Genomic DNA, 12,646 nt, shown 5'->3' on the forward strand with positions numbered 1-12,646 from the left:
TATATGACAGACTCACCCATTCGCGTCGCACAGGTACTGGCCGGCGCTGCCCAGGGCGGTGCGGAAAACTTTTTCGTTCGTCTGGTGGCCGGGCTGCATGAGCACCCATCCCTGGAGGTCAAGGCATTCATCCGCGACCATGCCCACCGTATCGACTCGCTTCGTCAAGCAGGCGTCGACACCGAGGGTTTTCGTTTTGGTTCGAGCCTGGATTTGCTTGATCGCCATCGTTTTCGCACCACGCTCAGGCAATACGCCCCCGAAATCGTTATGACCTGGATGGGCCGTGCCAGTGCCTACACTCCCCATTCACGCGACTACACGCTGGTGAGCCGGCTCGGCCACTACTACAAGCTGAAGTATTACAGCCATGCCGATTACTGGGTTGGTATCAGCAAGGGGATCTGCAAGCACATGATCGAAGGCGGCTTTCCCGCCGATCGCGTGGTACATATTCCCAATTTCGCCGATGAACGAGAAGTTGAGCCACTTGCGCGTGACAGTTTCAGTACTCCCACGGACAGGCCTTTGATCCTTGCTGCCGGCCGTCTGCACGTCAACAAGGCATTCGACGTACTGCTGCACAGCCTGACCGAACTGCCGGATGTCACGCTCTGGCTCGCGGGCTCAGGACCGGAAGAGCAGAACCTTAAGGCTCTGTGCGCCAAACTGGGGCTGGAATCGCGGGTACGCTTCCTCGGCTGGCGAACCGATGTTACGGCACTGATGCGAACCGCCGACCTCTTCGTCTGTCCCTCTCGCCACGAGGGGCTGGGCTCGATTGTCATGGAGTCCTGGGCGCACCGCTGCCCGATTGTTGCCACCAACTCCCAGGGGCCTGGCGAGTCGATTACCGATGGCGTCAGCGGCCTGATCACACCGATCGACGATGCAACGGCGCTCGCAAAAGCCGTAGCCTCGGTACTGAAAAGCAATGAACTTCGGCAGCGCCTGATTGACGGAGCAAGCGAGGTCTATGCCAACGGCTACAGCAAGGCGCACATCGTGCAGCGGTATGCCGATTTCTATCAGCAGATCAGAAGCAACCGCTAAGGCGGCAGAGCGCTACTTGAGCCAGCCGCGCGCCAGTAACTCTTTGGCGCACCGGCCGGCTTCGTCGAAGCCCGAAGCCGGCGCCCGCAGCGTCTCGCCGCGCCAGCCGTCATAGGGCGTCACCAGCCCCGCATCCGCCAACTGCTGCAATCCTTTGTGCAGGCGATTCCCCTTCTGCCCAGGCACTTTCAGGGTCCCTACAGCGCAACCCGCGGTCAGCGCCTCATACACCATAGACACACTATCCTCGGTCACCCAGCAGGCGCTCGCCCCCGCCAATTGCCTCGGCAGCCAGTCGCGTGCGGTTTCGCTTGCGGGAACGAACTCGACACCGGGCAATGCAGCCAGGCGCTGCTCGGTCGATGCGGGGGTACGTCTCGAGCTTGTCATGCACCAGCGGGTATCGTCAGCCACCAGGATACGTTCAAGCTGCGCCAACAGCATAGTCTCATCCCAGTCACTGTGTCGCGACGGGCCGCCGATCAGGATGACGCCCCGCCCCCGCTGTTTCTGCCCTGGGCGCATTCGGTTAAGCGCGCCTCGCGTCGCGATCACGTTATCTCGCGCCGGCGGTGCGTCATGCCCTGGCATCAGGCAAAGGTCGAAGCAGCCGAGTGGCAAGGAAGGCCTCATCAGCACCACCCCGGGCACCTGCCATGCGCGTTTCAGCGCCAGCAAACTGAGATGGGTAGCATGGCCTGCTCCCAGCACCAGTGCTGGGGGGACCCCGAGTCCATCAGGCAGGACACCGGCTGGCAGGCGGCCAGTCAGCCAGGTCCACAACGCGGTCCCACGGGCCAGTGGCGTGACTTCCTGAATAACAATGTCCGGACGCAAACGGCATAGCGCTTCCGCAAGCCCCAGGGACTGGTTAAGGTGTCCGGGCTTACCGTCATTGATGATGCAGATCGCTACCACTGATATCCACCTTTGCGGAATGATGTCTGATGTTCGCATGACGATACGCCAGCACACAGGCGCAACCATGATAATCAAATTCTGCAGCGGGCCACAGGCGCCCTAGCGCACTTTTATGCCTCGGGCGATTCCATTTTTTACTGGGATGCTTACAATCTACGGTCCTATACCCCGATAAACCGAGGGTGTTACTCCTGTCCCGTCCCTGTCGGGACCCTTGAAAAGAATTTGTTTGGGATACTCAGTATGGCGGCGTTCGGCTCACTATTTATGCCAGAAATGGCGATTTCCTGGTTTGATGGCTCTGACTGGAGTGAGAGCCAGGTGGTATCGAGCGACAGTATCCAGCTGCACCCTGGCGCTCATGTCCTGCATTACTCCAGCACCTGTTTTGAAGGCCTCAAGGCATTTCGCCATGCAGACGGCTCGATCAAGATCTTCCGTATGGACCGCAACATTGCCCGCTTCGCGCAAAGCGCCGAGCTGCTGGCCTTGCCGGCCATCGATCCGGCGGCCACCACGGCAATGATCACCGACATCGTTGCCCGCTTTGCCGACGAAGTGCCCGCGCCGCCCGGTTCCATGTACATTCGCCCGACCCATTTCGGTACCGAACCTGCCATTGGCAAGGCCGCCGTGCCGTCGCTGACATCATGCCAGTACGTGCTGCTGTCTCCGGTGGGGGACTACTTCGCCGGTGGCGACAAGGCACTGCGGCTGCTGGTTGATGATCAGGGCATGCGCTGCCCGCCACACATGGGCATGGTCAAGAGCGGGGGCAACTATGCCGGCGCCCTGCGTCCAATCATGCGCGCACGCGCCGAATACCAGGCTGACCAGGTGCTGTTTTGCCCCGGTGGCGATGTACAGGAAACCGGCGCTGCCAACTTCCTGCTCATCGACGGCGACGAAATCATCACCAAGGCGCTGGACGAGAGTTTCCTGCACGGTGTCACGCGGGACTCGATTCTTACGCTGGCGCGGGACATGGGCATGAAGATATCTGAGCGCGCTCTGAGCATTGACGAACTGCTGGAGCGGGCCGCCAAGCCCGGCTGCGAAGCCGCACTGTCAGGCACAGCAGCGGTTCTGGCGCCGGTTGGCACCCTGATTTTCCACGGCAAGGAATACGCGGTCGGCGACGGCGGCATTGGCGCGACCACAGTAAAACTGCGCCAGGCACTGAACGATATTCAGTGGGGCAAGGCCGAAGACAGGCACGGCTGGCTCACCAGCATCTGATTTGCGGAACAACACCGCGACTTGTCGCGGCCAGTCTTCCCAAAAAGAAAAAGCGCCAGGCAGTGATGTCTGGCGCTTTTTCTTTTTGGGTATTGAACCTGCCCCCTAAGGCTTCGCTGCGGGACGCAGCTTCTACGGTGTAGTGAGATGACCTCTCGTGATTCGTCAGTAGCAAGTCGCGAAGCCTGAGTCATGATCAGGCGCCCGCTAATTACCAATGACTAATACCTAAGCGTAAATGGCCACATGCTCGAAACTCGCTTCGCTCATTGCCCGGAATTCGTAAACTCATTCCGGGCTACAGGCTGGCACCAGAATCAGCTGGATTCAGTTCCGGCATCCGGTTCCATCAGTTGTACCCAGATGCGACTCACCGCCGCGCGATAGCTCCCCATCTCCGAATCAGCAATCACGCTCGACTGCTCCTGCAGGCTCAGGCGGTGCCCTACCGAACGGTACGCCTTGTACGCCTCACGCAGTATGTCGGCATCGTCCGGCGTAAACAGACCCACTTGCTCTGCCGCATCCAGAATGCGGATATTGTCGGTATATTCCAGCAACTGCGGATAACGGCTGCCATGGGCCAGTACGCAGTACTGCACCATGAATTCAATATCAACAATGCCACCCCGGTCCTGTTTCAGGTTGAAGACACCCGGCTCATCGTTCCCACTCGGCTTGCTGCCCAGGTGGTCTCGCATCTTGAGGCGCATGTCCACCACCTCCTGGCGCAGCGCGGTCTCATCCCGCGGCTGGGCCAGAATATCCGCCCGCACCTGCTCAAATTCCTGGGCCAGTCGCGGACAACCGGCGACAACCCGTGCGCGCGACAAGGCCTGATGTTCCCAGGTCCAGGCTTCCTTGCGCTGATACTCGGCAAAGGCTTTAAGCGAGCTGACCAGCAGCCCGGCATTGCCGGAGGGACGCAATCGCATATCCACTTCGTACAGCAGACCACCGGCGGTAAAGGTGCTGAGAATATGAATGATGCGCTGTCCCAGGCGGGTGAAAAAAACATTGTTGAACACCGGTTTCTCGCCCGTGGTCGACAGGTTCGGGTCCGCATCGTGCAGGAACACCAGATCCAGGTCTGAACCGTAGGACAGCTCGATGCCTCCCAGCTTGCCATAGCCCACGATGACAAAGTCAGGATCGCACGGCTCGCCAGGAGCCTTGATCGGCACACCATGCTTTTCCACCAGCAGACGCCAGGCGATTTCGAACACGGCCTCCAGAATGCATTCTGCAAGCCAGGTCAGATAATCGCTCACCTTCATCAGAGGCAGGGCGCCGGTAATATCGGACGCCGCCACCCGCAGCACATGGGCATTCTTGAAGTAGCGCAGCGCCTCCATTTGCTGCTCGACATCCTCCTGGGGAATACGCAGCAGCTGCTGGCGCAACTCATGTTGCAGCACCATTTTGTCGGGTGGTGCATAGAGCGTGCGTGGATCGATCAACTCATCCAGCAGGATGGGCAGTCGCGTCAGCTTGTCCGAAAACCAGCGACTGCCGGAACAGAGCCGAACCAGCTGGCGCAAAGCCGCCGGGTTCTCCCCCAGCAGCACCAGATAGGCCGAGCGGCGCAACACGGCCTGAATCAGCTGCAGCACGCGCGACAGCGTTTCGCTGGCGTTTTCGACTGTCGCCACATCCATCAGCAGCCGGGGCAACACGATGCGCAAACGCTCCATGGCCACCGTCTGCAAGGTGGCAACCGTGCGCGAGGCGCGCAGCTGATCCAGCTCTTCACGGCTGCGGGCGGGATCGTCATAACCCTGCTCAGCCAGATACTGCTCGGCGGCCTCGGGCTCCAGAGCGCCATCCCACAGCGCCAGCCACTCTGCAACATCCTCCAGAACCTCGGCATCCTCTTCTTTGGCCGGTGCGATCACATCTGCAAAATGACGCCGTACATGGCCGCGCTGCAATTCCAGCTCGGCACTGAAGCTATCCCAGTCGGGCGCCCCCAGACTACAGGCCAGGCGCAAACGATCCGTGTCATCGGTCGGCAATTCCTGGGTTTGCTTGTCCTCCAGGGCCTGAATCGCATGCTCGACATTGCGCAGGTAGGTATAGGCACTCTGGAGTTCATCGACAGCGTCCTGGGGCATGCCAAATTCCGTCAGTAACGGCAGTATGTTGAGCAGTTCACGTTGTTGCAGCCGGCGATCGCGCCCGCCCCGGATTAGCTGAAAGGCCTGGGCGATAAACTCCACCTCGCGAATGCCGCCTGAGCCAAGCTTGATGTTCTGCTCCAGCCCCTTGCGCCGCACTTCGCGATTGATCATTTCCTTCATGTCGCGCAATGATTCAAAGGCACTGAAGTCGATGTACTTGCGATACACGAACGGGCGCAGCAGCTGCTGCAGCTCAGCTCCGGCGTCGATGTCACCGGCCACGACCCGCGCCTTGATCATGGCGTAGCGCTCCCACTCACGGCCCTGATCCTGGTAATAGCCTTCCAGCGCACCAAAGCTGCACGCCATGGGGCCCGCCGACCCGAAAGGACGCAGTCGCATGTCAACGCGGAACACAAAACCGTCGACCGTGATGTTGTCCAGCGCCTGAATCAGCTTCTGCCCCAGACGAATAAAGAAATCCTGGTTTTCCAGGCTGCGGCGCGCCCCCTGCGTGCTGCCATTGCGGGCAAAACTGAAGATCAGATCGATATCCGATGACAGGTTCAACTCAAAGGCACCCAGTTTGCCCATGCCCAGCACCACCATGCGCTGGGGCTGAGTTCGGCCCTGAGCATCCGGGCGTGAATGCGGCGTACCCCATTTTTCACAGGCGTCCTGGTAAAGCCTTTCAAGCGTCAGATCTATACAGGTATCGGCCAGCCAGGACAGCTCAAGCGTGGTGCGACGCATGTCTGCCTGGCGGGTCAGGTCGCGCCAGATAATGCGCACCATTTCGCGGTGGCGGAACTGGCGCAATGCACGGTGCAAACCGGCTTCGTCGTTCACCGCCGCCAGCACCATCGCCAGCTGCTCACGATAATGACCGGCGGGGTAATCCCGCACCAGATCGCCCTTGTCCAGCAGATCCTGCAGCAACGCAGGCAGCTTGATGAGCTGTGCGGCCACATAGTCACTGCCAACCAGCACCTGGGTCAGCTGGCGCGCAAAATCATCCGCAGACAGGGCCCCCGCCCCGAACTGCAGCGGTTCCAGAACATCAGCCAGAGTCTGCCAGTGCTGCTCAACCAGGCCATGCAGCGGCTGCGGTATATGATCAAGTTGCGGTGCCAGCATTATTTTTCTACTCCCTGAACCAGCGTTAGGCGCTGTTTTGAACAAAGCTTACCAGACTCGGTGCGACAGGCCGAAACCGGCCTCACATGCTGTGCAGCAGGGCGCCGTAAGCCAGCAAGACGCGCCCAGGCGCGGGATCGCGCAGCAGTGCATCAAGATTCATCGCCGCGCCCGGCGCCTGTTGTGTTTCCCAGTCGCGTTGCGAAGCGACGGCAAGCCTGCGCTGCAGTCGACGCCAGCCCAGCGCCCGCTCAAGCCCCTGAGACAACTCGAACAGGGGAGCCCCCAGTTCGACCCCGACCGTCTCGGGCAATAGCGCGGCAAAGCACTGCAGCAATGCCTGCAATTCCCGGCAGGCCAGCGCAGCCATTTCCGCGGCCTGCCAGTCGCGCCCTTGCCTGTCAGCTATGCAGTCACCACTGCTGCGCCATGCGTCGAGTCCCCGGCTGGCACGGGTCAACGCGCCCTGGGCCAGGCACAAAAAGGCATCCCTACCGGTCAAGCTGTCGGGCGACGGTGCAGACTCAGGCAGCGGCTCCACCGCCCCCAGCAGGCGATAACCCCGCTCGGCCTTGCTGATATCGCTTAACAAAACCGGGACGGCGGTCGCCAGCTCCAGCGCAACGCGATACAGATCCGCGGCCGAGCCCTGTTTAAGTTCCAGTTCCAGTTCACACAACGCTGTGCTGAGCCTTGTCCCACCGGCGGGCGTCGCTGTCACCTCGCCCTGATCGAGCACCAGCTCGATCAAGACCGGCTTGCCACTGATCGACGGCGGACGCAGCAGCCAGGTCGTACGCTCAAAATCAGTTCGAAAAGCCGGCACTATGCGCTGCTGCACCTCCGGGGCCTGCAATGCCTGGGGCCAGTCTGCCGTGGCCAGCAGCGCATAATCCAGCGCAGGCGTTACCAAATCCCATTCCCACTCGTTGCGCTGATGCAACCCGCCCTGACTGGAGCCCCGGGTTTTCAGGGTCTGGATGTATCGACCGCCCTGTTCGCGAATGCGCAACGCCACCTGGTGCTGCGCCAGCAAGCGATCTGGCGTATCGAAATACTGGTTATGCAGCGGCCTGCACCCGCCCGACTCCGGTTCGGCCAACAGCGGCAGCGCCAGCAGCACAACGGCCTGTTGCGGCTCAATACTCAGCTTCAACTCAATTTCCCGCGCCATGGAGTCGTCCGTATTTTAAAGGATGGATGCAGAGTTTAACCGCCCGGCGACGGTCGCCGTAAGCACTGTGAAGTAATATCCAAACAGCCCTTCAAACACAAAAGTGTTAAAAAAATATTCTACTTTTACTACAACAGCGCTTTATGCCCACTTATACTTGCGCCCGAAGTCGAGACAACCAACAGGGATACCCAATGGTAACCAATAATCCGATTCTGCAGATGTTTGCGCGCTCGCCGTTCAAACCCATGCAGGAGCACATTGCCAAGGCTCAGTCTTGCGCCTTGCAGCTGATTCCGTTTTTCGATGCCGTGATGGCCAACGACTGGGAAACAGCTGCGGCGGTCCAGCAGCGGATTGCTGTCCTTGAGCATGAAGCGGATGCGATGAAAAAAGAGGTTCGTACGCACCTTCCCAACAGCATTTTTCTACCTGTTCCGCGTTCCGATCTGCTTGAGCTTCTGCGCATGCAGGACAAGATCGCGAACCGAGCCAAGGATATTGCTGGCCTGATGCTTGGGCGCAAAATGCACATCCCGGAAGCCATTCAGCCCAAGATGAGCCTGTTTGTCCGCAGCGCGCTGCAGACATCCGCCCAGGCACTGACGGCATTGAATGAACTGGACGAACTCATCAGCTCGGGTTTCAGCGGTCATGAAGTCAAGTCAGTTGAAGGGATGATCAACAACATTGACGACCTCGAACACGATGCCGACGACCTGGAGCGCGAAATTCGTAGCGCCCTGTTCGCTGTGGAAAAAGACATGCACCCGATCGATGCGATGTTCCTGTACAAGGTCATCAACTGGATTGGCGACCTCGCCGACCGCGCACAGCAAGTAGGCGCGCGTCTGCAATTGCTGCTCGCACGCTAAGCTTCTCGTACCAAGGATTTCCACATGAACATGATTGCACAGCACGGCGATATGATCGTCATCCTTGCCTGCATCTTCGGATTCTTCATGGCCTGGGGTGTAGGCGCCAATGACGTTGCCAATGCCATGGGTACCTCAGTGGGCTCCCGAGCCCTGACCCTGAAACAGGCGATCATGATCGCCATTCTGTTCGAGTTTGCCGGCGCCTATCTGGCCGGTGGCGCTGTTACAGACACTATCCGCAAGGGCATCATTGATCCGGCACTGCTGACAGGCTCGCCGGATCTGCTGATCTACGGCATGCTCGCCGCCCTGCTGGCGGCCGGTTTCTGGCTGCTGATCGCAACGCACTACGGCTGGCCGGTCTCCACCACTCACTCCATTGTCGGTGCCATTGTCGGCTTCGCCGCCGTGGGCATATCACCGGAAGCCGTGCAGTGGGGCAAGGTATCGAGCATCGTGGCCAGCTGGGTGGTATCGCCACTCATGGCGGGCTGCATCGCCTTCTTCCTGTTTCGAACCGTACAGGCGCTCATACTGGATACGACAGACCCGTTCAAGAACGCCAAGAAATATGTGCCGATCTACATCTTCCTGGTGGGCTTTATCATTGCGATGGTGACCTTCACCAAGGGTCTCAAGCATATCGGCCTGCACCTGAGCTGGACCCAAAGCGCACTCTTCTCCGTCGGCTTTGGCATACTGACCATGCTGATCGGGATGATGCTGCAACGCAACATCCAGCCCAACCCGGAAGCCGACCGTGACTATCACTTTTCCAGCGTCGAGAAAATCTTCGCCATTCTGATGATGTTCACGGCCTGCGCCATGGCCTTTGCTCACGGCTCCAACGACGTTGCCAACGCCGTCGGCCCGCTGGCCGCCATTGTGGGTGTCGTCAATGCAGGCGGCGCCGTGGCCCAGCAAACCTCGATGCCGGCCTGGATTCTGCTGCTTGGTGGCGCAGGTATCGTTGCCGGCCTGATGATGTACGGCCACAAGGTTATCGCAACCGTGGGCAACAACATCACCGAGCTGACACCCAGCCGCGGTTTCGCCGCAACACTGGCCGCCGCCACCACCGTGGTCATTGCGTCCGGTACCGGGCTGCCGATCTCGACCACCCATACCCTGGTGGGTGCGGTACTGGGTGTCGGCATGGCCCGCGGCCTGGCGGCACTGAACCTTCGGGTGGTGGGCACCATTTTCGTGTCCTGGGTCATTACCCTGCCGGCCGGTGCCTTCCTGGCCATCATGTTCTTCTTTATGTTCAAGGGCATGTTCAGCTAGGGCGGTCCCCCCTCTTGCTATACAAAATGGCGCCTTCCCCGAAGGCGCCATTTTTGTTTGTAGCGGGTAGCGAATTGCGCTGGCATAGCGATCAGGACAAGCATGCGTCAGTAAAGATTACCGCTGACGGATGAAAACGAAAATTTGACCGGACCCGCGCCCGAGCGGATCTGTGCACTGCTGGATGAGGCATGCAGTCCGCGTTCCAGCCGCCGGGTTGCCGCGCGCCGGAGCATAGACCGGTGCCCGCAAAGCCTGCACAATAGAGCGCATGTCCGTTACCTTTGAGGTCTGCCATGCCCGCTGCCATTCCCGACCTGGTCACCATGCTGCGCGAACTGATCGCGTCTCCGTCGATCAGCTGCTCATCCGCTGACTGGGATCAAAGCAACCTTGGCGTTATCACCAAGCTTGAAACCTGGCTGTCGGATCTTGGCTTTCGTACCGAGGTCATGCCGGTGCCGGGCCACCCCGGAAAATCCAACCTCATCGCCACCCTGGGCATGGGCCCCGGCGGGCTGGTGCTGTCCGGTCATACCGATACCGTCCCCTGCAACAGCGAATTGTGGAAAAGCGATCCGTTCCGGCTCGATGAGCGGGACAACCGTTTTTATGGCCTCGGCACCTGCGACATGAAGGGCTTCTTCCCGATAGCCATTGAAGCGGCACGGCGTTTTGTGGACCAGCCCCTCAGGCAGCCGCTGATCATCCTGGCCACCGCCGATGAAGAAAGCTCCATGAGCGGCGCCCGTGCTCTGGCCGAAGCGGGCCGGCCGAAGGCCCGCTATGCCGTCATTGGCGAGCCCACCAGCATCAAGCCCATTTACATGCACAAAGGCATCATGATGGATGTGGTACGGGTTACCGGGAGGTCCGGCCACTCGTCGGACCCGAGCCTGGGCGCCAGCGCGCTGGAAGCCATGCATGGCGTCATGGGGGAACTGATTTCCTTTCGCCGCGAGCTGCAGCAGCAGTATCGCCAGAGCGATTTCACCGTCTCGGTACCAACCCTCAATCTGGGTTGCATCCACGGGGGTGATAACCCAAACCGCATCTGTGGCCGCTGCGAACTGGAATTTGATCTGCGCCCGCTGCCCGGCATGAGTATCGATGTGCTGCGCGAGTCTATTCACAAGCGTCTGGCGCCCCTGCAGCAGCCCTACGGCGTAAAGATCGACGTCGACGAGCTTTTCCCGGGCATCCCGCCGTTCCAGAACTCGCGCACGTCAGAGCTGGTACGTACCGCCGAGCAGCTCACCGGCCACCAGGCGGAAGCCGTCGCATTCGGCACCGAAGCCCCGTTCCTGCAGGGCATGGGCATGGACACTATCGTCATGGGACCCGGCAGTATTGCCCAGGCCCATCAGCCCGATGAATACCTGAGCCACGACCAGATCAATCCCATGGTCGGCGTGCTTGAACAACTGATACAGAAATACTGCCTGCACGGCACAACGGACGCCTGACGTGACAAACGACATTCAACAGTACGTAAACTGGTTCCGCCAGTCATCCCCCTATATCAATGCCCACCGCGGCAAGACCTTCGTGCTGATGCTCGGCGGCGATGCGGTGGTAGACGACAATTTCGCCAACATCGTGCACGACATCGTACTGCTCAACAGCCTGGGCGTGCGCCTGGTACTGGTATACGGGTCACGCCTGCAGATCGAGCAGCGTCTGGCCGAGCGGGGCCTGCAATCACGCCTGCATCACGATATGCGCATAACCGACAGCGAGACGCTGGACTGCGTTATCGATGCCTGTGGCTACCAGCGCTGCCTGATCGAGGCCCGGCTCTCGATGGGGCTGGCCAATACACCGATGCACGGCGCCCGCATTCGCGTCTGCTCCGGCAACTTTGTCACGGCGCGCCCTTACGGCATCCACGAAGGCGTGGACCTGATGCATACCGGTGAAGTGCGCCGCGTGGACAAGACCGCCATTGCGCGCCACCTGGACCAGGGTGAGATCGTCCTGCTGTCCAATATCGGCTATTCCCCCACGGGAGAAATGTTCAACCTGGCCATCGAAGAAGTCGCGACCGAAGCGGCCAAGGCGCTGGGCGCCGAGAAGCTGATCCTGTTTGGCGCGACCAAAGGGGTGTTTGACAGCAGCGGCGAGCTGCGCAGCGAACTGCTGGCCCGCACCGCTGAACGCATGGTCAAGCAGTACCTCAACCGCATGGAATCCGAGGCGCCGGACCAGGAATATACCGAGCTGTCGCGTCAGCTCGAGGCTGCCGTAATCGCCTGCAATAACGGCATTCCGCGCTGCCACCTGATCAGCTATCAGGAAAATGGCGCCCTGCTGAGTGAGCTCTTTACCCGCGACGGTGCCGGTACCATGGTGGTAAGCGAATCGTACGAGCAGGTACGCCAGGCATCCATTGAGGACGTTGGCGGCATTCTGGAGCTCATCGCGCCGCTGGAACAGGCCGGCGTCCTGGTGCGCCGCTCCCGCGAACTGCTGGAGGCGGAAATCGAGCAGTTCACCATCGTTGAGCGCGACGGTGCCATCATTGCCTGCGCAGCCCTTTATCCGTTCGCCGATGAGGGCATGGGGGAGCTGGCCTGCGTCGCGGTATCCAACCTGTACCGTGGTGGTGAGCGCGGTGAAATGCTGCTCGGCGCCATTGAAGAGGCGGCACGTGCAATGGGGCTGTCTCAGTTATTCGTACTGACCACCCGTACCGCACACTGGTTTATCGAGCGCGGCTTTGTCGAGGCACCGTTGGAAAAGCTGCCCGGCAAACGCAAGGAGCTTTATAACTATCAGCGCAATTCCAAGGTGTTTATCAAGCCCATCTGACTGGCAACAGCACGGTTCAGGCCGCT

At 60.1% G+C, this 12,646-nt stretch carries 9 protein-coding genes; 6 read left to right on the forward strand and 3 right to left on the reverse strand.

The annotated features are described in order from the left end of the window. Positions 1 to 3 precede the first annotated feature (3 nt). On the forward strand, positions 4 to 1,053 hold the full coding sequence (locus F451_RS0100295) for a glycosyltransferase (protein ID WP_020679340.1): 1,050 nt from the start codon (positions 4 to 6) through the stop codon (positions 1,051 to 1,053). 12 nt (positions 1,054 to 1,065) lie between these two features. Here F451_RS0100295 and F451_RS0100300 read toward each other — a convergent pair whose 3' ends face one another. Continuing rightward, positions 1,066 to 2,010: a mitochondrial fission ELM1 family protein gene (locus tag F451_RS0100300; protein WP_020679341.1), complete on the reverse strand. Its 945-nt coding sequence runs from the start codon at positions 2,008 to 2,010 to the stop codon at positions 1,066 to 1,068. A 207-nt stretch (positions 2,011 to 2,217) separates the two neighbouring features. Between F451_RS0100300 and F451_RS0100305 the strand changes: the two genes are divergently transcribed. Further along, positions 2,218 to 3,213, forward strand: coding sequence for a branched-chain amino acid aminotransferase (locus F451_RS0100305; protein WP_020679342.1), 996 nt, complete (start codon positions 2,218 to 2,220; stop codon positions 3,211 to 3,213). A 317-nt stretch (positions 3,214 to 3,530) separates the two neighbouring features. Here F451_RS0100305 and glnE read toward each other — a convergent pair whose 3' ends face one another. Together glnE and F451_RS26490 are read right to left on the reverse strand one after the other, a co-directional pair. Then, positions 3,531 to 6,470, reverse strand: coding sequence for a bifunctional [glutamate--ammonia ligase]-adenylyl-L-tyrosine phosphorylase/[glutamate--ammonia-ligase] adenylyltransferase (gene glnE, locus F451_RS0100310; RefSeq protein WP_020679343.1), 2,940 nt, complete (start codon positions 6,468 to 6,470; stop codon positions 3,531 to 3,533). 82 nt (positions 6,471 to 6,552) lie between these two features. Further along, complete coding sequence (locus tag F451_RS26490) at positions 6,553 to 7,644, reverse strand: CYTH domain-containing protein (protein ID WP_020679344.1); 1,092 nt, start codon at positions 7,642 to 7,644, stop codon at positions 6,553 to 6,555. Between the two features lie 194 nt (positions 7,645 to 7,838). On the opposite strand from F451_RS26490, the gene F451_RS0100320 reads away from it, so the two are divergent. The 4 genes from F451_RS0100320 to argA all read left to right on the forward strand — a co-directional run bounded on the left by F451_RS0100320 (position 7,839) and on the right by argA (position 12,620). After that, positions 7,839 to 8,519, forward strand: a complete 681-nt coding sequence (locus F451_RS0100320; RefSeq protein WP_020679345.1) for a TIGR00153 family protein — start codon at positions 7,839 to 7,841, stop codon at positions 8,517 to 8,519. A 24-nt stretch (positions 8,520 to 8,543) separates the two neighbouring features. Next, positions 8,544 to 9,809 carry an inorganic phosphate transporter gene (locus tag F451_RS0100325; protein ID WP_020679346.1) on the forward strand — a complete coding sequence of 422 codons (1,266 nt, stop codon included), beginning with the start codon at positions 8,544 to 8,546 and terminating at the stop codon, positions 9,807 to 9,809. Positions 9,810 to 10,105: 296 nt separating this feature from the next. Next, positions 10,106 to 11,275 (forward strand): acetylornithine deacetylase, encoded by a 1,170-nt coding sequence (gene argE / locus F451_RS0100330; RefSeq protein WP_020679347.1) that lies wholly within the window; start codon positions 10,106 to 10,108, stop codon positions 11,273 to 11,275. A 1-nt stretch (position 11,276) separates the two neighbouring features. Then, entirely contained in the window at positions 11,277 to 12,620 is a 1,344-nt protein-coding gene (argA, locus tag F451_RS0100335; protein WP_020679348.1) for an amino-acid N-acetyltransferase, read from the forward strand. Positions 12,621 to 12,646 lie beyond the last annotated feature (26 nt).

The organism is Marinobacterium rhizophilum DSM 18822, from assembly GCF_000378045.1.
Classification (GTDB): Bacteria; Pseudomonadota; Gammaproteobacteria; order Pseudomonadales; family Balneatricaceae; genus Marinobacterium_A; species Marinobacterium_A rhizophilum.